Origin of the sequence: Paraburkholderia tropica (assembly GCF_014171495.1) — a bacterium.
Lineage (GTDB): Bacteria > Pseudomonadota > Gammaproteobacteria > Burkholderiales > Burkholderiaceae > Paraburkholderia > Paraburkholderia tropica.
Map to the genome: position 1 here is coordinate 405,312 of NZ_CP049135.1, position 20,748 is coordinate 426,059.

The window sequence follows — 20,748 nt, forward strand, 5'->3', positions numbered from 1 at the left end:
ACTTCACGGCGGGATCGCGCTGGACAGGCTCATGGTTCAGATCTGACCGACCACGCCGGCGACGAGGTAATTCATGCTCTCGAGCGTGATGTCGGTCTGCGCGTAGTTGGTGCCCGCCGCGATGGCCGTGCCGCCCTTGTTGTCCTTGAGCGGCCCCTTGAAGATCGCGAACTGGCCGGCCATCATGTGCGCCTTGATCGCGTCGGCGTTCTTCTTCGCATCGGGCGTGACCTTCGCCCCATACGGCGACATTTTCACGAAACCTTCCTTGAGACCGCCGCGCAAGATGTTCGGCTGCGGCTTGCCGGTCTGCGCATCGGCGACGAGCGTCTGATACGGCGTCGCCCAATCCCACTCGGCGCCCGTGAGATAGCCCTTCGGCGCGAGCGCCGCCTGGCTCGCGTGATAACCGCAGCTCATCGCACCGCGCTTCTCCGCGGTTTCGATCACGACCTTCGGACCGTCGACGTGACAGGTCAGCACGTCGCAACCCTGATCGACGAGACTGTTGGCCGCCTCGGCTTCCTTCACCGGCATCGACCAGTCGCCCGTGAAAATCACATGCGTCGTGATCGACGGATCGACCGACTGCGCGCCGAGCGTGAACGCATTGATGTTGCGCAGTACCTGCGGAATCGGCTTGGCCGCGACGAAACCGAGCTTCTTCGTCTTGCTCATATGGCCCGCGACCACGCCGTTCAAATACTGGCATTCGTCGATATAACCGAAATAGCTGGCGATATTGGGCGGATTGCCCTGCTTCCACAGGCCGCCGCAATGCGCAAAACGGATCTTCGGATATTTGGCCGCCATCTTCAGCACATGCGGGTCGAAATAACCGAACGATGTCGCGAAGATCAGCGTCGCGCCGTCCTGCTCGATCATGGCTTCCATCGACTTCTGCACCGCGACGGTTTCCGGCACGTTCTCTTCCTCGACCACCTTCACGTTCGGCAACTTCTTGATGACCGCCGCCGCTTGCGCCTGCGCCTGGTTGTAGCCGTAATCGCCCTTCGAACCGACGTAGATCACGCCGACCGTCAGTTTTTCGGCGGCGAACACGCCTTCGAAAGGCAGCAGGCTGCCGAGCGCGAGCGCGCCCGCCTGTTTGATGAAGTCGCGACGTTGCGTCATGATTTGGATTCCTGATGGTTATCGGTCACTGCGTTCGGTGTTCGCTTCGGGGTTCGTTGTGCGTTTCAGTTCAGCGTTTGAGTGCATTAGCGCTTTAGCGCGCGATGCGCCAGATACGCGCGCCAGCCGCCATAAGCCGTGATATCGGATGCAGCCGCGTCGGCGGCCACCGCAAAGGGCTCGCAGACGAAACCCTTCACGGTTCGCCCATCCGCGAGATCGAGCGAGCCGATCGCAAGCGGTGCGGGCACCGCGGCAACGAACGCGCCGAAACTGCGCAGCGGCACGTCCCACAATTCGATGGCGATCGCGTCGCCTTCCGCGCCCACGCTCTGCCGCACGAGGCCCGGCTTCGGCGGCGTGGTGCCCGCGAGCGCGTAAAGACGGTAATGCGGCGCCGTCGTGGTCGCTTCGACAAAGCGCGCGCCCGCCTGCAACAGTTGCCAGTTCAGCGGCTCGCCGCGCAGATGCGCGCCGACCACCGCGAGCGTGACGCACGGTTCCTGAATCGGCAGCGGACTCGCGGCGATCGCATCGGCATCGCGTGCCGCGGCGGCTGCGGTGGTTTCGTCCGTTTCGTTAAACAGCGCCTGAATGCGCGCGCCGAGCACCGCAAGCTGCTGGTCCGCGCCCGACGGTCCGATCAGCGTGACGCCCGCGGGCAAGCCATCGTCGCGCGGCACGCCCGGCACCGCGAGCGCACACCAGTCGAGCAGATTGACGAAGTTCGTATAGACACCGAGGCGGCTGTTCACCTCGACTGGATTCGCGTGCACCTCGGCGAGGGTTGGATGTGTCGGCGCGGTCGGAACGATCAGGATGTCGAACTGTTCGAACAGCGCGTCCGCCTCGCGCTTCAGACGCGCTAGCGTGTACTGGCCGTCGAATGCCTTCGCGGCGTCGAAGCGTTCGGCCTGAGCGATCACCTTCGCCACGGTCGGGTCGATCTGCGCGCGATGCGTGTCGAAGAAGTCGCCGAGCGCGGCGCGCCGCTCCGCCACCCACGGGCCGTCATAGAGCAGCGCCGCGACCTGCTGCAACGGTGCGAAGGCGAAGCGCGCGGGCGTGAGCGCCAGATGCGTGGCGATGCCGTCGAGCGTCGCGGCGAATGCGTCCTGCGCGCGTCTGTCGTCGAAGAACGTGAGCGTGTCGGGCACGCCGAGGCGCAGCGGTCCATGCACCAGGCCGCGCGAGACGAGCGGCTTCGAATAGGCGTCACGCGCGTCGAAGGCCGCCAGGCGATCGAGCACGGTCCACGCGTCGGCGACATCGTGCGCGAACACCGAGAGCGTATCGAGCGTGCGGCACGCGGGCACAACGCCACGCTTGCTGACGAGCCCCAGCGACGGCTTGAGGCCGACGATGCCGTTGCAGCCCGCCGGCACGCGCCCCGAGCCCGCCGTATCGGTGCCCAGCGCAAACGCGACGATGCCTTCCGCCACCGCGACCGCCGAACCCGAACTGGAGCCGCCTGAAATGAAGTCGTCGTGATCGACCTGACGCACCGCGCCATAAGGCGACCGCGTGCCGACGAGGCCGGTCGCGAACTGATCGAGATTGGTCTTGCCGATCAGGATCGCGCCGGCGTCGAGCAGACGCTCGACCGCGAACGCCGTTTCGCCGGGCGTATAGGCGAACGCCGCGCAACCGGCCGTGGTCGGCAGGCCTGCGACATCGACATTGTCCTTGACCGCGAACGGCACGCCGAACAGCGGCATGCGCTCGAATAGCGCAGGACCTTCGTCGGCGAGCAGTTGTTCGAGTTGCGCGGCGCGCGTGACGAGGCTGGACGCGGCGACACGCAGGATCCACGCTTCTGGACGATGCGTGGTCGCAAGGCGGTGCAGCACGGTGTCGACCGTCTCGCGCGGCGAGATCTCGCCACGGCGATACGCATCGAGCAGTGCGCGAACCTTCAACGGGCGGAAGCGTGGCATGAGTTCAATCTTGAATACAAGATGGAACGCAACACGCAGCATCTATGCCAGATGACCCCGCGCGCGCCGCGCAAGCTTGCCTGGCGTGCCTCACAGACGAACGGGCACGCACCGCACAGACAGCGCGCGGCGTCGTTCGCGCGCCATCGTGGGACATCGCGGGCCACCTGGCGGCGCGTACCGGTGCAGCGATTCACGTTGCCAGTGCACGCAAAGTGCCGACGCAAGTCGTGCGGTGCGCGCCGTTTCGGGGCCGCTCGCGCATGCAAAGTCGATCTATCCGCGAGGGTAGCGAAGACTTTCCTTTGCGAGTGATACGCCGGTGGCGGGGAAAACTGGCGCGTGCCTGTCTGCCGCCGCTATTCGCGAGGCGTTGGCACGAGCAAAAGCGGAACGGACGTCAATCGCAGCGTTCTTTCGGCGACGCTGCCGAGCAGCCAGCGCGTCACGCCGCGTCGCCCGTGCGTTCCGAGGACGACGAGTTGCGCCTTCCATCGCACCGCGTCGCGCTCGATTGCATGCGGCACATCGTCGAAGGTGCTGCTCGTCTTGATGAGCGCGGTTTCCACGGCTCGCTCATCTTGCTGGCCATACGAGGCGAGTTCGCCGACTGCGGCCTTGAGGGCGACCTGGCCGATCTCTGAGAGCGTCTCCTCGAGCTGCCTTTCAAATGGCCCGGTGCCCGGCGCCAGCAGACGATCGACGACATGGATGATGCGCCACTCCGAACGTGAAGCGACGAGACCGGCGCCTGCACGCAGCGCGCACCGGGAAGCGTCGCTGCCATCTGTCGCGAAAAGCACCCGCGAAGGCGGACCATCGCATGCGCCGTCGTATTCGGCCGGCACGATCAGGACCGGAGCATGAAGCAGTCGGGCCAGCGGCGCGGAGACTTCGCCCTCCACCCAACGCAACAGGCCCTGATGATGACGCGTTCCCAGCACGACAAGATCAGGCGCCCATTGCGAAATCGCCTCGCCGAGCGCATCCACGAGATGGCCGCCCACTTTGCAAAGGTCGACGAGCTGGCCGTCGATTTTTGCACCGCGGCCCTGCAACCGGGCTTGCGCGGTCTGGATCGCGGCGTCCGCGTCACGCAGCAATTCGACCCGGAAAGCCTGTAGCTGCGCTCCCGCCCATCCGCCCAACGGGACAAGCGTGTGCGGGTTTTCTGCGACGGACACCACCCGCACGGTCACGCCGCGGTGGAGGAGCGGCTTCAGATACCTGAGCGCCGCAGACGACGCCGTGGTGGCGTCCACCGCGACCAGAATCCTCGTGAATCGCATGAGTCCCTTCGCGCCGGATTGCTGAGTCATTTCTCACCTCACGATCAACGCAGAACGTGGAACTCATACTCGCGCGGATCGACTTCCGGCGATTGACACAAATCAATCCTGATCGGACGGCAGCGCCCACACTCCAACTCCAGCTGCCGAAAGCACATTTCATATTGCGGAATTCCGACGAATCGACGGCGAATCCGTCATTCCGCTCCTTGGGAGCATGTTTTACATCGCAAAAATCATCGCGCAAGTCATTGAAAAACAACAAAAAATTATGTCTTATGTCTTATATAAGAGTTGGCGCCGCGGCGTTACTATTAAGTCATGCAGTTCGACCGACTATCTAGTCACTCACGCTTTCCCTTCAGGAGATACTCATGACCCAATATCAAGACGACATCCAGGCGATTGCCGGGTTGAAAGAGCAGCAAGGCAGCGCCTGGAACGCGATCAATCCCGAATACGCCGCACGCATGCGCGCGCAGAACAAGTTCAAGACCGGTCTCGACATCGCCCGCTATACGGCCAAAATCATGCGCGCCGACATGGCCGCCTACGACGCCGATCCGGCGAAGTACACCCAGTCGCTGGGCTGCTGGCACGGCTTCATCGGCCAGCAGAAGATGATCTCCATCAAGAAGCACTTCAACAGCACCGAGCGCCGCTATCTGTACCTCTCGGGCTGGATGGTGGCCGCGCTGCGCTCGGAATTCGGTCCGCTGCCGGACCAGTCGATGCATGAAAAGACCTCGGTCAGCGCGCTGATCCGCGAGCTGTACACCTTCCTGCGCCAGGCCGACGCCCGTGAGCTGGGCGGTCTGTTCCGCGAGCTGGATGCCGCCCAGGGCGCAGCCAGGGCCGCCATCCAGGCAAAGATCGACAATCACGTCACGCACATCGTGCCGATCATCGCCGACATCGACGCGGGTTTCGGCAACGCCGAGGCCACTTACCTGCTGGCCAAGCAGTTCATCGAAGCGGGCGCGTGCTGCATCCAGATCGAAAACCAGGTCTCCGACGAAAAGCAGTGCGGCCACCAGGATGGCAAGGTCACCGTGCCGCATGAAGATTTCCTCGCGAAGATCCGCGCAATCCGCTACGCCTTCCTGGAGCTGGGCGTGGACGACGGCATCATCGTGGCGCGCACCGACTCGCTCGGTGCGGGCCTGACCAAGCAGATCGCCGTGACCAGCACGCCGGGCGATCTGGGCGATCAGTACAACTCGTTCCTCGATTGCGAAGAACTCTCGGCCGACGCGCTCGGCAACGGTGACGTCGTCATCAAGCGCGACGGCAAGCTGCTGCGCCCCAAGCGCCTGCCGAGCAACCTGTTCCAGTTCCGCGCCGGTACGGGCGAAGCACGCTGCGTGCTGGATTGCGTCACCGCGCTGCAAAACGGCGCCGACCTGCTGTGGATCGAAACCGAAAAACCGCATATCGCGCAGATCGGCGGCATGGTCAGCGAGATCCGCAAGGTCATTCCGAACGCCAAGCTGGTGTACAACAACAGCCCGTCGTTCAACTGGACGCTGAACTTCCGTCAGCAGGCTTACGACGCGATGAAGGCCGCGGGCAAGGACGTTTCGTCCTACGACCGTGCGCAATTGATGAGCGTGGAATACGACCAGAGCGAGCTGGCACAGATCGCCGACGAAAAGATCCGCACCTTCCAGGCCGACGCGTCGCGCGAAGCCGGTATCTTCCACCACCTCATCACGCTGCCGACGTATCACACGGCCGCGCTGTCGACCGACAATCTCGCGAAGGAGTATTTCGGCGACCAGGGCATGCTGGGTTACGTGGCCGGCGTGCAGCGTAAGGAAATCCGCCAGGGCATCGCGTGCGTCAAGCACCAGAACATGTCCGGCTCGGATATCGGCGACGACCACAAGGAATACTTCAGCGGCGAAGCCGCCCTGAAGGCAGCGGGCAAAGACAACACGATGAATCAGTTCTGATCGTCACCGCGCCTCATGCAAAACGCCAACCCGGCCGGGTTGGCGTTTTTTTATTTGCCGGACAAATTGTTCGCGGATGCGAGGCGCCTGCATGAACGCCTCGCCGTCATGCCGTTTTTTCAGGCCGGTGTGTCCGTCAAGGTATTCGCCGCGCCAGGCAAAGGCGAGTCGGGCGCGACCGCGACTGCCGTGCAATCCGCGAGCGGGTCACGTGCCAGCGCTTCGAGCGCGGCCATGTCGCGCGCAATCACCTCGCCCAGATAGTTACGCAGAAACTCCACCCAGGTGCGGGTCTTCGCATCGACAAATTTGCGCGAGGGATAGAGCGCATACACATTGACCCGTTGCAGGATGTGTTGCGGCAGCACGCGCACGAGCGCACCGCTGCGCAGCCCGTCGATGGCCGCATAGACAGGCAGCATGCCGATGCCCATGCCCTCGCGAATCGCAACGGCCAGCGACTCCGCGATATTCACCTGCACCGGCCCATCGACATGCATCGACACGACGCCTTCGGGACCTTCGAGCGTCCACTCGTTCGCAGGCGCCGTGGGAGTCTTCAGGATCAAACAGTCGTGACGCGCGAGATCGGCCGGCGTTCGCGGCGCGCCGTGCGCCTGGATGTATTCGGGCGATGCGCACAGAATGCTGCACGACGCGCCCAGCCGATGCGAAACGAGATCGGAATTGGGCAACGAACTCGCGATCACCAGCGACACGTCGCTGCTGCCGCCATACAGATCGGGCATACGCTGCGAAAGCGTGAGTTCGACCGTGACGTCCGGATGCAGCGCACGATACTGCGAGATCGCTGGCAGCACGTAATGCTGCCCGATGCTCGCAAAACTATGCATACGCAGCACGCCCGCGGGACGCTCATGCGCGCAACTGGCTTCCTCTTCGGCGCCTTCGACGTCGGCGAGAATCTGCTTGCAGCGCTGCAAATAACGCTCGCCGGCCGTCGTAAGCGCGAGACGGCGCGTCGTGCGATTGAGCAAACGTGTACGCAGATGTGCCTCAAGCTCCGAAACCGCGCGCGACATCGCGCCGGTGGTCGAGTCGAGCGACTGGGCGGCTGCAGTGAAACTGCCCGCTTCGACCACGCGGGTAAACACCCGCATATTTTGTAGCGTATCCATCAGACCTTCAGTCGTTATCTTGTCTCGCGAATGACCATCGAGCGCGCCACGGGTGACATCGCCTGATCCGCGAAAAGGCTGCCGCGCTCATTTCAAGCGCTGCCGCAAGCTCGCTTCCTTGTATGAAGAATCGCGCCTGGTCGAGCTTCAGCCGAGAGCCAGTTTAATGAAAATTCAGCGATGCATATCGTGATTTTATGTCATAAAATCCAGTCGTTTTTTTCATGTGTCTTTAAGGCGGGAAGCATGCCGATCGATATCCGCGCACTGCGCTATTTCGTCGAAACTGTTCAACTCGGGAGCTTCACGCAGGCTGCCGCCGCGGTGTTTGTCACCCAGTCGACAATCAGCAAGATGGTGAAGCAACTGGAGGACGAAGTCGGTCAGCCGCTGTTGATCCGCGATGGTCGGCGAGTTCAACTCACCGACATTGGCCGCGTGGTTTACGAACGCGGCTTGCAGGCGCTTTCCGTGATTGAACAATTGCAGCTGGAAGTCGCCGACGTCGCGCAACTCGCTCGCGGACAACTCACCGTGGGCATGCCGCCCATGGGCAATCTGTTTTTCCCCAGCGCGGTCAGAGCCTTTCAGCAACGTTACCCGACGCTCGAACTGCGGCTCGCCGAACACGGTGGGCAACTGCTCGAGCAGAAAGTCATAGCAGGCGAACTGGAAGTCGGCGCCACCGTGCTTTTACCCGGCAGCACGCCGGAAGGTCTTGCAAGCCGCGCGATTGCACGCCATTCGATCTGGGCGGTGGGTCCGCGTGAAGCCTCATGGCATGGACGCCGGACCGTGCGACTTGGCGCGCTCAAACACCAGCCGCTGATTCTGCTCGACGAGGGTTTCGCCCTGACCCGCCGCGTGCTTGCCGCGTTTCGCGAAGCCGGTATCGAACCTCATGTCGTGGCACGCAGCGGACATTGGGACTTTCTCGCCGCCATGGCGGCGGCAGGCCTGGGCACCACCTTCCTGCCCGAGCCGTTCCTGGCTCACCTCGACACGGGCAATCTTGCGGTCGCGCGCGTGACCGAACCCGCGCTCGACTGGACGCTGTCGCATATCTGGTCCACGGACCGGTACATGTCGCACGCCGCGCGGGCGTGGCTGGACGTCTGCCATGAGGTGCTGGGCAAACAAACGCGCGTCGGCGCGCTTTAAATTCCGCACGCATTCGATATCGGGCCGCGAAGCATTCTCATACCTGAGCCATGCGAAAGACCGAGATCGCCGTTTCGAGTTGCCCCGACTGCGCCTTGAGCGACAGCGCGGCAGCCGATGCCTGCTCCACGAGCGCCGCGTTCTGCTGGGTCACGCGGTCCATTTCGGAAACCGCCTGATTCACCTGCTCGATATCCTTGGACTGGGCTTCCGAGGCAACGGCGATTTCCTCCATCAAATGACTGGCGCGCTTCACCGAAGCCTGAATTTCCTGCATCGCTCCAATCGCACGATCCGCCTGTTTCGCGCCCGCGCCGACCCGATTCAACGAATCGGTAATCAGGTCCCGGATTTCGCGCGACGCCGTCGCGCTGCGTTGCGCGAGCGAACGCACTTCGCTGGCGACAACGGCAAAACCCCGGCCTTGCTCACCGGCCCTGGCGGCCTCCACGGCGGCATTCAGGGAAAGAATATTCGTCTGGAAAGCAATGCCTTCAATCGCACCGATGATCTCCGCGATCTTTCCCGACGAATCGGACAAGCCGCGCATGGTCCGCACCACGGCCTGCGTGGCCTCGTTGCCCTGATCGGTGAGCAGCGCGGTGCTTCTCACCACATCGCTCGCCTGTTTTGCATTCTCTGCGTTCAGGCGCACGGTCGCCGTCAGCTCGTCCATGGATGCAGCGGTTTGCTCCAGCGACGCCGCCTGCTCCTCCGTGCGCTGCGAAAGATCCACGTTGCCTTCGGAAATTTCGTGACTGGCCATTTCGATCTGGCGCGAGCCATCCCGAACGACGCCGATGGTCCGAATGAGCTTGCCCTGCATCGCCTTCAGGCCTTCCATCAGTCGCCCCATTTCGTCGCGCGAATGGACCTCGACATGCGTGGTGAGATCGCCGTTTGCAATGGCGCTGAAGTGATTGAGCGCCCGATCCAGCGGAACGCCAATTGCACGCTGCAGCGATCGCCACGCCAGAACCGCGGCCGCGAGCGCAATGGCGATACCCACGATGGCGATTGCCACAAACCAGCGAAAACGCGTCTGGGCGGCGTCGAACAATTCCCGTGCGGTCGTGACCTGCGTTCCGCCGAGCGAGTCCATGCCGTCGGATACATCGATAAACAGCGCGGGCGGCAGGTTTTTCCACACGTCCGCAATTCTGGCCGGGTCGTGGGTGTCGATCGCCGCGAACATCCGGTCCAGCCCGTTGGTGACGAGCAGGCCGAACTTCTCGTTGACGTCGCGCGCTTGACGCGCCTCGTCGGCGCTGGAAAACGGCAACGCGCGGTAACTGTCCCACGCGCTCCTGGCGGCGGTCAGCAAATTGCGGGCGGTCTGCGTCTCCTGCTGGACGTCGGGGCTCGTCGGGTCGAGTGCGATGCGATACAGCCACAAACGCGCCCGCGACAGCGCGACGTTCGCCTGCCCCAAGGCCTCGGAAGAAGCGAGCCGGTTCGCGTACAACTCCTTGACATCGTTATTGCTCACGAACACGCCGCCGACGCCCATCAGTCCGCCGATGACGAGCAAAACCGCGAGAAAGGCCATCGCCATCGCAAGGCGGGCACGAATGCTGACATCCTGAGGCATAGAGGTCGCTACCTGGGGCTAGAGTGTTTTAATGTCCCGCCATGATTTCCCTGTTGCCGCTGGAGAATGTGCATGGCATTTTTTTTTGGTCACCTGCCCTGCTAACGGCGCGAATTCCCCGACCATTAGCGGTCAATTCAGAAAGGACATTTATTGAACTTCACATTGCCGCCGGCCCGATAAAATGATACATAACATGATATTGTCAGACGAATAACGACTGCCGATTTATTGTTTAAATCGCCAATACGCCTTCTCACGATAACGGCGCGCGCATTCACCCGATTTCGAGCAGATCGACCACAGCCCGCACGCCTGACGTCGCTTTGGCGGCTCCGAACACGAGCCTGCGTTCGGCATTCGACGCGACTTTGCCGGTGAGGATCGCCGTGCCGTCGTCAATCTCGATGCCAATATGCTTCGCTTCGCGATCGCCGTGACGCTGTATCGCATCGCGAATTCCCACCGCGATATCTTCCGCCGACGCCTCGCCCCGGACGCGAATCGTATCGGTGACACCCGTCACGCCGAGCAGATGCGCAATGGCGTTTTTCGCGGCATGACTCTGATAGCTCCAATCGCACTCGCCCATCAGCGTGACCCAGCCCTTTTCGACCCGCGCCTGCACCATCTGATTGTTCAACCCGACGGTCCACTCGAGAATCGAGCGCACGGTGTCCGCGATGTCCTCGTCGCTGCGCACGTCATGGCGCGCGAGACGCACCTCCATTTCGACGACGATTCCGCGCACACCCGCAACCCTCGCGGCCGCCCGTTCCGCCGCGAGTTTCTGCGCAAAGCTCGCGGGATGTCCCGACAAGGTGACGACGCCATTCGACACGCCGACCCCGATCTCCGCGGGGTTGATCGATTTATCCCACGCGAACTCGGCTTCGACGTCGCGCTTTAGTTCGATATCGGATTTCATTGCGTTTCACTCCTGATCTACACGCTGATATCTACGTCAGCATCATGAAAAAGATCGGCTGTCATGCGGCCGAAACGAACAGCTTGTCGGATTGTTTTTCGCAGCTGCATTCATGCATTTGCGTCATGCCACTGGCAGATTGCCGACCAGATATCCTGCGCGTTCTCGCAATAGCGAAAAAGCGCGAGGTCGTCGGGCGCGATCATGCCTTCTTCGGCCATCATGTCGAAGTCGACAAGGCTGCGCCAATACGCTTCGCCGACCAGCACCACCGGAATCGGCTCGATTTTTCTCGTTTGCAAAAGCGTCAGGACTTCGAATAATTCATCGCAGGTTCCATAGCCACCAGGAAAAAACACCGCGGCTTTGGCCTTTTCGAGCAGATGGAGTTTGCGAATGGCGAAGTAATGAAACCGGAAACACAATTCGGGCGTCAGATATGCGTTCGGAAGCTGATCGTGCGGCAACGCGATATTCATGCCGACGGTGGGCGAGTCGGTGTCGTACGCGCCGCGATTGGCCGCCTCCATGATGCCGGGACCGCCGCCCGTCACGATCGTGAGCCTCGGAAGCCGCGTGCTGCCCTCCGATGCGCCAACCAGGCGTCCAAACTCGCGCGCGATTTCGTAATACACGCTGTGGCGCATGTTTGCATCCGCCGCGCGAACCGCGCGTTGGCGCTGCGCGTCGGACGGTTTGGCCTTGAGCCGCGCGCGCGCCTCAGCGAGCCGGCGGCGCGCGCGAGCGGGCGCTTCGATGCGTGTGCTGCCGTACACCACGACCGTGTCACGAATGCCGAGCTGCTGCAGCTTTTCCTCGGCTTTCCAGTAATCGAGCTGCAAACGCACGCCACACATTTCCGGGCGACGCAGGAAAGCGCCGTCCTCATCGGCCTGAACATAGGTCGGGCTCTCGACGAGGCGGCGCACGCGCGGCGGCAGAGCCTGTCGTGTCTTTCGCGCGGGCCGCCGTTCCGGTTTGACAGACGTGTTCATGCGGGTACCGAAGCGAAGTGGCCGCGAACGAACTCGCGCACGCGTGCGAAGTCGGTTGGCGCGCCCGCGGAGGGCAACGCCGTGCCGGCTTCATCGAAATGGAGGTGGCCGACCACGTCGAACCCCACCGCGCCGAAGACGTGCACGTCCTGGAGCATCTGCATCGCCTGCCAGCGGCCGTTGTCGACGAACGAAGCCAGCGGCGAGCCGGAGACCGTCACCCGCGCCGCCTGTCGCCCCGCGAGCAAACCGCGCACGTCGCCCTGTTCCACCGTGTACGCGAAACCGCGGCTGAAAACACGGTCGATGTAGCCCTTCATCATCGCGGGCATCGCCATCCACCAAAGCGGGTAGATGACGGTCAGCACCGCCGCTTCGAGCACGTCTTCCTGCGCGGACAGCACGTCGACCGTCCGGATGTGCGCGGCCGTTCCGTCGATCAGCTCCGCCGCCGACAGCACGGGATCGAAGCCCATCCGGTACAGGTCGTGAACGCGCACGTCATGCCCCAGCCGCACCAGTTCGCCGACATACGTCCGCATCAGGCGCATGGTGAGACTGTCTTCGACCGGATGCGCGGCCACGATCAGGTGTTGCATGGCATGGGCTCCTTCACATTGAGGATGATGCGCGGCGTCGTCGCTGCACACGCAGATTCATCGTGCGCCTCGCCGCCGACCTCGAATTGACACATATCAAGGATGCGAAAAGCACACAGGACGCGTCGATGTTTGCGGCGTACCTCGCCGCGCGCTCGGAGCGCGCAGTCCTGATTGACCTGAGTCAATCGCGCCCCCGTTCCGCGCGCCGAGACTGAAACGGCAGACGGATGCCATGGCACGCGCACTCGCTCAAGGCATCGCGCATTTGCAGCGCGCCGCCATCGGCGTCATCCCTGTGCGTCGACGCGCAATCCGGCTCGACCGCCACGCCAGCGACTGGAGCAATCTCATGACCCCCGTTCAACGCATCGAGTACGAACCCGCGCCGCAATTGCCGCCCGCTCGCGCGAGCGGCGAGGCGCCCGTCTTCATCGACCTGCCGCGCCCGCGGCACGACGCCGGCGCACCGCTCCTGAGCGCGCTTGCGCGGCGCAGAAGCACCCGCGACTACGCGGATACGCCCATTGCGCTCGACACGCTCGGCGAACTGCTCTGGGCGGCGAACGGCATCAATCGCCCCGAAACCGACGGCCATACCGCACCGTCCGCGCAGGCTTTCAACGAGATCGACATCTATGTCGCGTTGCCTCACGGCGTGTACCGCTACGAGCCGGAATTCGACCGGCTGGCGCTCAAGCATGCCGTCGATGCGCGCAACATGACGGGCTATCAGGACTTCGTGGGCAAGGCGCCGCTCGATCTCGTCTACGTGCTGCGCGGTTCCCAGGTGCTCTCGACGCCGCGCCAGCAGCGCGAACTGTTCGCGGGCATCGCCGCCGGCGCGATTTGCCAGAACGTCTCGCTCTACTGCGCCTCCGAGGGGCTCGCCACCGTGGTGCGCGGCTGGATCAACCACCGGCTGCTTGCCGATGTGCTGCGGTTGAACGAAGACGAATTGCCGATCCTCGCGCAGACCGTCGGCAAACCGGCTGCGTGATCGCTCGCAAGCCTGGGACGCGCGGTTGACCGCGGTTGACAGAACCGCGCCCCTGCATCGCGGGACGATCCCGACCGGTGCGCGAGCGGCGCGCGTGAACTTCGCGAGCCAATCAGCCGCCGCGCACCGCACTCGCCGCACTCACCGCACACTCAGTAAAGGCCCCGGACGAGCAGCACCGGACAGTCTGCCTCGCGCACGAACGCCTCCGCGACACTGCCGAGGAACGCGCGGCTCACGCCGCGGCGGCCGTGCGTGCCGAGGACGGCCAGTTGCGCGTCCACACGCACGGCGCAGCGGATCAGGCACGACGCCACGCTGTCCGTCACCCCTTCCACTTCCAGCAATAACGTCTCGCACGCCACCCCGGCCGCCGTCGCCCTCGCGCACGCGACGTCCAGCAGCCGCTTCGCTTCTTCCCGGTATGCGTCGACGAGATCCGCCGGCACATAGGTCAGCCCCATGCCAAGCGGGGCGATCACATCGATGACATGCGCCACGTAAAGTTTCGCGTGAGCCAGTTGAGCGAGGCGCAGCGCTTCGTCAAGCGCTTGCAGCGAGGTTTCGCTGCCGTCGAACGCCATCAGGATTTTCTCGTACATGGTCTGCTCCTCCCCGGGACGCCCCGTTACGTAACGTCTTGCCTGAACCCATCTTCGGATTCGCCGACGTCACGCAATTGATTTACATCAATGGAAAAACGCGGTTGCGACACGGCGAAAGTTTGACCTGCGTCAGGCGTGGCGTCCCGTCCCGAGCGATCCTTGGCTCACCACCCAGCCGATTGCCGATGCGAGGAGAAGGCCATGAAACGCATCCATGAGATCACGCTCGCCGTCGCGCTGATGTCGGCGCTAGCGCCCGGCTTCAGTTCTGGCGCCGCGGACATCGCCGACGCCGATACGAACGCCACGGCGACGCGGTCCATGCAGAACGGCGTGGCCTATATCACCGGGGGCGTCGGCATCGACGAAGCCGACGCGCTGCGCAGCGTGGCGCATCAGTACAGCTTGCGGCTCACATTCCTGGCGCAGGGCGGCCAGTTCCTGTCGGACGTGGATGTCGAGATCGTCGGGCCCTCGGGGGCGTCGGTCTTCAGGACGCGTACGCTCGGCCCCTACCTTTACGTGGCGCTGCCGCCCGGACGCTATCAGGTCGCCGCCTACGCGGCGGGAACGAAACAGGTGCGCGTCGTGGTCGTGAACAGGCGCCAGGGCACGAATGTGCAATTCGCCTTTGTGCCGGCCGTGCGCCACGCCGTCGCGCCTTGCTGCCCGACGCCGCCCACGATCCGATGACGCCCTTGCGCGTCCCGTTCGCCGCACCACGCAGGCGCTCGCATCAATCACCCGGCCGGAACACCGCACCATGCTGCCCATCAGTGACGAGTACATGCCGTTTGCCGTCGCGCTGGGCGTGGGGCTGCTGGTCGGCGCGGAACGCGAGCGGCGCAAGGGGGAAGGCGTGGCCCGCGCCGCCGCCGGCATCCGCACCTTCACCATCACGGCCCTGCTCGGCACGATCGCCATGCGCCTGGGCGGCGCGATCCTGGCCGCCACGCTGGTCCTCGCGCTCACCGCGCTGGCCACCGCCGCCTATCTGCGGCCGCACGACGACCGGGGGCTGACCACCGAAACGGCGCTGATCGCCACACTGCTGATGGGCGCGCTGGCCGTCATCGACGCACCGCTCGCCGCCGCGCTGGGCGTGGCGCTCACGATCGTGCTCGCGGCGCGCGCGCCGTTGCACCGCTTCGTCGTAGCGCGTCTCGATCGCAAAGAAGTGGTCGATCTGCTGACGCTGGCGGCGTCCGCATTGATCATCCTGCCGATGCTGCCCGACCGGCCCGTCGACCCGCTCGGCGCGCTCAATCTTCAGACGGTCTGGCGCTTCGCCGTCCTCGTCATGGCGATCAGCGCGCTGGGGCACCTGGCACAACTGATGTTTGGCGCGCGCGTCGGCCTGCCGTTCGCGGGCCTGCTCGGCGGCTTCGTTTCCAGCATCGCGACCATCACCACGATGGGCCGCCGCGCCGCGCTGTCGCCCGCCGACTGTCCGCAGTTCGCCGCCGCCGCCGTGCTGTCCTCGGTCGCGACGCCGGTGCAACTGGCGCTGATCGTCGGCGTCGTGCATGAACCGCTGCTGCGCCACCTCGCGCCGGCGTTCGCCGCGGGGATGCTGGGCGCGCTGGTCTGGGGTCTGCTGATCGCCTGGCGCGCGATCCGCAAGCCGATGCAGGAAGCGCTCGTGGTGAGCCGCGCCGTGGATCTGAAGGCGGCCCTGCTGCTCGCCTCGACGCTCATGATCCTGACGCTCGGCGGCACCCTGCTCGCGCGCTGGTTCGGCGAGGCCGGCCTGTTGATCGCCGCGGTGCTGGGCGGCCTCATCGACACGCATTCCGCCGCGGCCTCGATCGCCGCGCTCAGCGCCCAGTCGCTGCTCAGCGCAGACGAGGCGGCCATGCCGATCATCGTCGCGCTCACGGCCAACTCGATCATGAAATGCGTGGTGGCCGCGATCGCAGGCCATCACGCATTCGCCTGGACGGTGGTCCCCGGCCAGGCGCTGATCCTCGTCTGTGTCTGGGGGGCGTGGTGGTTCGCCCACTGAATGCCGACGCAAACTATGACTTGATGTACGTCAAGTATTCACCCGCATCCGGCGACAACATGGCCACCGGGCACGCGCGCCTCGCCGCGCACGCCACGCCACGCCACGCCATTTTCCCCAGCGGAGGCCGCCATGCAGTACAAGACCGTGCTCGCCTATCTCGACCCGGACGACCGCGCAACAGCAAGACTGGATTTCGCGCTGACGCTCGCGGGACGGTTCGACGCTCACCTCATCGGCCTGTATTCGCCGTTCGCGCCGGACGTGCGCGCCTGCTTCACGGTCGCGGGCAGCGCCCCGTACTACAGCGAATACTGCGACGCGCTGCGGGGCCAGCAGTCGGCGTCCGAAGCGGCTTTCCATCACGCCTTGAGGCGCGTGGGCATGGACGGCGAGTGGATCGCGTTCGACTTCCATGCCGAACAGCCGATCGTGCGCCGCAGCCGCCACGCCGATTTGCTCGTCGCCGGCCAGACCACTCCCGACGACGACAACGCCTCCCTGCGCAGACGCTTTCTCGAACAGGTCGTCATGACGTCCGGCCGGCCGGTGCTCGTCTTGCCTTACGCGGGCGCGCTGCGCGCCACGTGCGAAACGATCGTGATTGCGTGGGACGGCAGCCGCGAAGCGGCGCGCGCGGTGCACGACGCCATGCCGCTGCTGGAAACCGCAAAACGCGTGACGGTGTTGCATATCGCGACGCCGAATTCGTCCCGCACGGCGAAGCCCGGCCCCGCGATTGCCGACATCGATCTGATGCTGGCAAGACACGCGGTCAATGTGGACTTCGCGCAAGACTTCAGCGACTCGGACGAAACCGCGGGCGAGACCTTGATTTCGTGGGTCGCGAAGAACGACTGCGACTTCATCGTGGCGGGCGCCTACGGTCATCCGCAATGGCGCGAGCGCCTGCTCGGCGGCGTCACGCTCGCCCTGCTCGAGTCGGCCACCGTTCCGGTGTTGCTTTCGCATTGAGGAGCCGTGGAGGCACGCGTCACGCGCGGGCGCCGATCGGATGCGCAAGGCCTGTAGGACAATGCCTACAGCCTCAAATCGCGACCTACACGACTTTCAGCGCCCGCTCATTGGAGCGCCGCGCCGCGCTGACCATACTGGAGACGTAGCGAACCGGCTCGAAAGGCCCGCCTCCCGGAGCATCGTCATGCAAACCGCGAACCACCCTGCGCTGTCCTCCGTTCCGCTCGCCACGGCGACTGCCCCCGACGACGCCGAATCCCTGCTCTCGCTCGCGCGCGCCGCCGGCATGCTGGTCACGCTGGACGGCCAGATCGGCCGCGAAAAATACCAGAGCATCGCGGGTTCGCTGGGCGCGTTCCAGCGTTTTGCCGCTGCGCTGCGCGCGGCGAATTGAATCGCGCTGGAGCAGCGCCTCGGCTTGCATCGTTCCACCGCGAACCGTCGGCGCAAGCGCGCATGGGTCGCCGTCAAACGGCTGATCCGCATCGACTGACAGGACGTGGCGCGCTGTCCGGCCGCGCAAGAATCTCGCGCGGCGTCTCTGTCGGCCACGGATCCAGGCTTGACTCAAATCAATTCCAATCCGACGTCCGCGCCTAGACTGAGCCGCACGAGACACCGCTTCGGTGTGCCCTTCACCGCGGAGCGCCCAACATGGAGTACCGCAACATTCTGGTTCACCTTGACGAAAGCGAGAGCGCCCGCAAGCGCCTCGACGTCGCGCTGCGCGTCGCACAGCGTCACCGCGCCCACGTAAGCGCGCTTTTCGCGCCGACCGTGCAGGAGCACGACGTGGCGTATGCATTCGTTCTGAACGCCGAATACTGGTCGCAGTGCCAGCATGAACACGAGGCGTGCCGCCGCGCGCTCGAACATCACTTCTTCGGCAGCCTCGCCGAAGCCGGACTCAAGGGCAACTGGCGCACGGCCACGCACGCACAGCACGAGCTGCTGATGCGCGCCCGCTTCGCCGATCTGATCGTGCTCGGCCAAAGCGGCCCCGACGACCCCTACGCGTCGCTCGCCAACCGGCTGCAGGCGCGCGTGACATTGAGCGCCGGTCGACCGGTCCTGTGGGTCCCGCACGAAGGCGGCTTTCCCACCGTGGGCGAGCGCGTGATGGTCGCATGGAACGCGGATCAACCGGCCACGCGCGCGCTGTTCGATGCGCTGCCGTTCATGCGCCTCGCGGAGCACACCGAACTCGTGACCTTCACGCTCGCGCGCAAGGAAAAAGACCGCATTCCGGGTGCCGACATCGGGCTGGTGCTCGCGCGTCACGGGCTGGATGTGCAGGTCACGGAACTGCATCCGCCGCCGACCATCACGGTCGGCGACGCCCTGCTCGCACGCGCCGGCAAGACCGGCTGCGATCTGATCGTGATGGGCGCCTACGGCCATGCGCGCTGGAAAGAGCTGCTGCTCGGCGGCGTGACGCAGACGGTGCTCGGCTCGATGCCGGTACCGGTGCTGATGTCGCACTGAGCGCGCGAGGCGCGCATCACCTCCAGGAAAAACGTCATGTGCTACAAGACTCTGCTCGTCCACCTCGACGATTCGCCGCGATGCGAGGCCCGCCAGGCCTATGCGCTCGATCTGGCGGAGCGCTTCGACGCGCATCTCATCGGGCTGTATCTGCCGATGCCGCATGCGCGCGCGCCGGCGGCGCGCAACGGGTCCGTGCCCGAGCATCGCCGTGAGCACACGCACGCGCAGTTCCTCGAAGCGGGCGCGCGGGCGGGCCGGATGGTCGAATGGCGCGCGCTGCAGCCGGGCGACACGCCGTCCGCGACGCTGCACGCGCGTCACGCCGACCTGCTCGTGCTCGGACAGGGCGAGCACGGCAACGCCGCGTTCGACCCGACCAGCGGCCTCGTCGTGGACCTCCTGATGACGGCCGCGAGACCCGCCGTCGTGATCCCGCATGCCGGCAGCTTTCCGACGCTCGCTCGCAACATCCTGATCGCCTGGGACGGCAGCCGCGCCGCGGCGCGCGCCGCGTCCGACGCCTTGCCGCTTTTGCAGCGCGCCGATTGCGTATCGATCGAAATGATCGCGGCGCGGCCCGGCACGGCGCGCGTACGCGCGGCAACGGAAGCGGAAGATGCCGCCGCATGGCTGGACCTGCACGACGTCGGCGCGTCGTTTCACGAATGCGCGCGCGAACCGGGCGTCAAGACCGCCGCGACGCTGCTGGACCGCGCGAGCGCGCTGCACGCCGACATGATCGTGGCCGGTGCTTACGCGCACTCGCGCAACTTCGAGCGCGTACTGGGCGGCGTGACGCACAACCTGCTCGAAACCATGACGATTCCGCTGCTGATGTCGCACTGATATGCAATCGCACGGCGGCGCGCCCAACACGCCGACGTGCCTGCCCGACGGGAGTCCACCATGCAAAACCCTCCAGCCGCAGTCGATTCCGCCCATCCGCCCTGCAACGGCGCCGCCGACGTCACGCACGAGTTCGCGCTGCGCTTCGCCGTGCGTCATGCGACGCTCGCGCCGTCGAGCCACAACAGCCAGCCGTGGCGCTTCGTCTCCGGCGCGGACCGCGTGATGCTCTGCGCGGACAGACTGCGGGCGCTGCCCGTCGTGGACCCTTACGACCGGGAACTCGTCATCAGTTGCGGTGCGGCGCTCTTCAATCTTCGCGTGGCGATCGCGAGCCTCGGCATGGGATACGCGATCACCCTCTTTCCGTCGAGCACCGATCCCGATCTGCTGGCCGAAATCCGCCTGCTGCGTGAGCGCGTCACCGCGCCGGAACTGTCGACGCTGCTGAACGCGATTCCCGAGCGAGTGACCACGCGTCATCCTTTCTCTGCCGATCCCGTCGACGCCATGATCGAGCAGCACCTGATGGACGCCGCGCGCGCGGAAGGCGTCGAGGTTGCGTGCGTGAGCGCCGCCGCGCCCCGCAACGCGGTCGCCGACCTCGTCGCCGAAGCCGACCAGCAGCAATTCGCCGATCCGCGCTTCAGGCGCGAACTCGCGAAGTGGATCCACCCGCGCCACACCAACGACGGGATGCCGGTCTATGCAGCCGGACTCGGCGCGCTGCTCGATTTCGCCAGGCCGCTCGTGACATCCGCGATTCGAACCTTCGACCTCGGCGGCGGCGTGGCCGCCACGCATCGCGAACTTGCGGCGGGCTCGCCGCTGCTGCTGTGCATCGCAACCGGCGTCGACGATGCGCAGGCCTGGCTCGCCGCCGGTCAGGCGCTCGAACGGGTCCTGTTGCTGGCGACCGTGCATGGCCTCTGCGTTTCCTACCTGAACCAGCCGATCGAGATCGCAACGTTACGCTCCCGCCTCGCCGTGCTGATGGGGCTTCAGAGGACGGACTTTCCGCAGCTTCTGTTGCGGATCGGGCGCGGCACGCCCGACGCGGCGTCGCCACGGCGCCCGCTCGAAGACGTGATGTCCTGA

Annotated in this window: 19 protein-coding genes; 10 read left to right on the plus strand and 9 right to left on the minus strand. The window is 64.9% G+C overall.

The genetic code is table 11. From position 1 onward, the window contains the following. Nucleotides 1–36: 36 nt before the first annotated feature. The 3 genes from G5S35_RS16595 to G5S35_RS16605 form a co-directional block, all read right to left on the minus strand. Nucleotides 37–1,134 (minus strand): BMP family ABC transporter substrate-binding protein, encoded by a 1,098-nt coding sequence (locus tag G5S35_RS16595; RefSeq protein ID WP_074987394.1) that lies wholly within the window; start codon nt 1,132–1,134, stop codon nt 37–39. Between the two features lie 86 nt (nt 1,135–1,220). Continuing rightward, entirely contained in the window at nt 1,221–3,071 is a 1,851-nt protein-coding gene (gene atzF / locus G5S35_RS16600) for an allophanate hydrolase (protein ID WP_183039220.1), read from the minus strand. Between the two features lie 359 nt (nt 3,072–3,430). Beyond that, nucleotides 3,431–4,390 (minus strand): universal stress protein, encoded by a 960-nt coding sequence (locus G5S35_RS16605; RefSeq protein WP_065058364.1) that lies wholly within the window; start codon nt 4,388–4,390, stop codon nt 3,431–3,433. A 344-nt stretch (nt 4,391–4,734) separates the two neighbouring features. On the opposite strand from G5S35_RS16605, the gene G5S35_RS16610 reads away from it, so the two are divergent. Continuing rightward, nucleotides 4,735–6,315 carry an isocitrate lyase gene (locus G5S35_RS16610; RefSeq protein ID WP_065058363.1) on the plus strand — a complete coding sequence of 527 codons (1,581 nt, stop codon included), beginning with the start codon at nt 4,735–4,737 and terminating at the stop codon, nt 6,313–6,315. Between the two features lie 119 nt (nt 6,316–6,434). On the opposite strand, the gene G5S35_RS16615 is transcribed toward G5S35_RS16610, so the two are convergent. Further along, the gene (locus G5S35_RS16615; RefSeq protein ID WP_183039221.1) at nt 6,435–7,454 is read right to left on the minus strand and encodes a LysR family transcriptional regulator; all 1,020 of its coding nucleotides are present in this window, start codon (nt 7,452–7,454) and stop codon (nt 6,435–6,437) included. Nucleotides 7,455–7,700: 246 nt separating this feature from the next. Here G5S35_RS16615 and G5S35_RS16620 point away from each other — a divergent pair, with 246 nt between their 5' ends. Further along, nucleotides 7,701–8,615 carry a LysR family transcriptional regulator gene (locus tag G5S35_RS16620; protein WP_074987396.1) on the plus strand — a complete coding sequence of 305 codons (915 nt, stop codon included), beginning with the start codon at nt 7,701–7,703 and terminating at the stop codon, nt 8,613–8,615. Between the two features lie 37 nt (nt 8,616–8,652). Here the strand turns inward: G5S35_RS16620 and G5S35_RS16625 are convergent, their stop codons facing one another. The 4 genes from G5S35_RS16625 to G5S35_RS16640 all read right to left on the minus strand — a co-directional run bounded on the left by G5S35_RS16625 (nt 8,653) and on the right by G5S35_RS16640 (nt 12,728). After that, the gene (locus G5S35_RS16625) at nt 8,653–10,206 is read right to left on the minus strand and encodes a methyl-accepting chemotaxis protein (RefSeq protein ID WP_074987397.1); all 1,554 of its coding nucleotides are present in this window, start codon (nt 10,204–10,206) and stop codon (nt 8,653–8,655) included. Between the two features lie 277 nt (nt 10,207–10,483). Beyond that, complete coding sequence (locus G5S35_RS16630) at nt 10,484–11,134, minus strand: BON domain-containing protein (RefSeq protein ID WP_074987398.1); 651 nt, start codon at nt 11,132–11,134, stop codon at nt 10,484–10,486. A 110-nt stretch (nt 11,135–11,244) separates the two neighbouring features. Then, complete coding sequence (locus tag G5S35_RS16635; RefSeq protein WP_176080544.1) at nt 11,245–12,129, minus strand: LOG family protein; 885 nt, start codon at nt 12,127–12,129, stop codon at nt 11,245–11,247. After that, nucleotides 12,126–12,728 (minus strand): NAD(P)H-dependent oxidoreductase, encoded by a 603-nt coding sequence (locus G5S35_RS16640; protein ID WP_065058357.1) that lies wholly within the window; start codon nt 12,726–12,728, stop codon nt 12,126–12,128. The genes G5S35_RS16635 and G5S35_RS16640 overlap by 4 nt, the downstream gene beginning before the upstream one ends. Nucleotides 12,729–13,080: 352 nt before the next feature. Between G5S35_RS16640 and G5S35_RS16645 the strand changes: the two genes are divergently transcribed. Then, nucleotides 13,081–13,728: a nitroreductase family protein gene (locus tag G5S35_RS16645; RefSeq protein WP_183039222.1), complete on the plus strand. Its 648-nt coding sequence runs from the start codon at nt 13,081–13,083 to the stop codon at nt 13,726–13,728. Between the two features lie 152 nt (nt 13,729–13,880). Here the strand turns inward: G5S35_RS16645 and G5S35_RS16650 are convergent, their stop codons facing one another. Beyond that, on the minus strand, nt 13,881–14,330 hold the full coding sequence (locus G5S35_RS16650) for a universal stress protein (RefSeq protein ID WP_065058356.1): 450 nt from the start codon (nt 14,328–14,330) through the stop codon (nt 13,881–13,883). A gap of 204 nt (nt 14,331–14,534) precedes the next feature. Between G5S35_RS16650 and G5S35_RS16655 the strand changes: the two genes are divergently transcribed. The 7 genes from G5S35_RS16655 to G5S35_RS16685 all read left to right on the plus strand — a co-directional run bounded on the left by G5S35_RS16655 (nt 14,535) and on the right by G5S35_RS16685 (nt 20,748). Then, nucleotides 14,535–15,026, plus strand: a complete 492-nt coding sequence (locus G5S35_RS16655; RefSeq protein ID WP_183039223.1) for a carboxypeptidase regulatory-like domain-containing protein — start codon at nt 14,535–14,537, stop codon at nt 15,024–15,026. Beyond that, a complete protein-coding gene (locus G5S35_RS16660) occupies nt 14,950–16,338 on the plus strand; it encodes an MgtC/SapB family protein (protein ID WP_202035005.1) in 1,389 nt (462 codons plus the stop codon). Before G5S35_RS16655 ends, G5S35_RS16660 begins: the two co-directional genes overlap by 77 nt. Nucleotides 16,339–16,470: 132 nt before the next feature. Next, the gene (locus G5S35_RS16665) at nt 16,471–17,313 is read left to right on the plus strand and encodes a universal stress protein (RefSeq protein WP_176080542.1); all 843 of its coding nucleotides are present in this window, start codon (nt 16,471–16,473) and stop codon (nt 17,311–17,313) included. 187 nt (nt 17,314–17,500) lie between these two features. Next, nucleotides 17,501–17,710, plus strand: a complete 210-nt coding sequence (locus tag G5S35_RS16670; RefSeq protein ID WP_183039224.1) for a hypothetical protein — start codon at nt 17,501–17,503, stop codon at nt 17,708–17,710. A 260-nt stretch (nt 17,711–17,970) separates the two neighbouring features. After that, nucleotides 17,971–18,801 (plus strand): universal stress protein, encoded by an 831-nt coding sequence (locus tag G5S35_RS16675; protein WP_065058351.1) that lies wholly within the window; start codon nt 17,971–17,973, stop codon nt 18,799–18,801. 36 nt (nt 18,802–18,837) lie between these two features. Beyond that, nucleotides 18,838–19,650: a universal stress protein gene (locus tag G5S35_RS16680; protein WP_065058350.1), complete on the plus strand. Its 813-nt coding sequence runs from the start codon at nt 18,838–18,840 to the stop codon at nt 19,648–19,650. 60 nt (nt 19,651–19,710) lie between these two features. After that, the gene (locus G5S35_RS16685; protein ID WP_176080541.1) at nt 19,711–20,748 is read left to right on the plus strand and encodes an Acg family FMN-binding oxidoreductase; all 1,038 of its coding nucleotides are present in this window, start codon (nt 19,711–19,713) and stop codon (nt 20,746–20,748) included.

Excerpts from the sequence above, each read along its gene's own strand:
- G5S35_RS16595 (WP_074987394.1), bottom strand. The coding sequence starts at position 1,134 with ATGACGCAACGTCGCGACTTCATCAAACAGGCGGGCGCGCTCGCGCTC.
- atzF (WP_183039220.1), bottom strand. The coding sequence starts at position 3,071 with ATGCCACGCTTCCGCCCGTTGAAGGTTCGCGCACTGCTCGATGCGTAT.
- G5S35_RS16605 (WP_065058364.1), bottom strand. The coding sequence starts at position 4,390 with ATGACTCAGCAATCCGGCGCGAAGGGACTCATGCGATTCACGAGGATT.
- G5S35_RS16610 (WP_065058363.1), top strand. The coding sequence starts at position 4,735 with ATGACCCAATATCAAGACGACATCCAGGCGATTGCCGGGTTGAAAGAG.
- G5S35_RS16615 (WP_183039221.1), bottom strand. The coding sequence starts at position 7,454 with ATGGATACGCTACAAAATATGCGGGTGTTTACCCGCGTGGTCGAAGCG.
- G5S35_RS16620 (WP_074987396.1), top strand. The coding sequence starts at position 7,701 with ATGCCGATCGATATCCGCGCACTGCGCTATTTCGTCGAAACTGTTCAA.
- G5S35_RS16625 (WP_074987397.1), bottom strand. The coding sequence starts at position 10,206 with ATGCCTCAGGATGTCAGCATTCGTGCCCGCCTTGCGATGGCGATGGCC.
- G5S35_RS16630 (WP_074987398.1), bottom strand. The coding sequence starts at position 11,134 with ATGAAATCCGATATCGAACTAAAGCGCGACGTCGAAGCCGAGTTCGCG.
- G5S35_RS16635 (WP_176080544.1), bottom strand. The coding sequence starts at position 12,129 with ATGAACACGTCTGTCAAACCGGAACGGCGGCCCGCGCGAAAGACACGA.
- G5S35_RS16640 (WP_065058357.1), bottom strand. The coding sequence starts at position 12,728 with ATGCAACACCTGATCGTGGCCGCGCATCCGGTCGAAGACAGTCTCACC.
- G5S35_RS16645 (WP_183039222.1), top strand. The coding sequence starts at position 13,081 with ATGACCCCCGTTCAACGCATCGAGTACGAACCCGCGCCGCAATTGCCG.
- G5S35_RS16650 (WP_065058356.1), bottom strand. The coding sequence starts at position 14,330 with ATGTACGAGAAAATCCTGATGGCGTTCGACGGCAGCGAAACCTCGCTG.
- G5S35_RS16655 (WP_183039223.1), top strand. The coding sequence starts at position 14,535 with ATGAAACGCATCCATGAGATCACGCTCGCCGTCGCGCTGATGTCGGCG.
- G5S35_RS16660 (WP_202035005.1), top strand. The coding sequence starts at position 14,950 with ATGTGCAATTCGCCTTTGTGCCGGCCGTGCGCCACGCCGTCGCGCCTT.
- G5S35_RS16665 (WP_176080542.1), top strand. The coding sequence starts at position 16,471 with ATGCAGTACAAGACCGTGCTCGCCTATCTCGACCCGGACGACCGCGCA.
- G5S35_RS16670 (WP_183039224.1), top strand. The coding sequence starts at position 17,501 with ATGCAAACCGCGAACCACCCTGCGCTGTCCTCCGTTCCGCTCGCCACG.
- G5S35_RS16675 (WP_065058351.1), top strand. The coding sequence starts at position 17,971 with ATGGAGTACCGCAACATTCTGGTTCACCTTGACGAAAGCGAGAGCGCC.
- G5S35_RS16680 (WP_065058350.1), top strand. The coding sequence starts at position 18,838 with ATGTGCTACAAGACTCTGCTCGTCCACCTCGACGATTCGCCGCGATGC.
- G5S35_RS16685 (WP_176080541.1), top strand. The coding sequence starts at position 19,711 with ATGCAAAACCCTCCAGCCGCAGTCGATTCCGCCCATCCGCCCTGCAAC.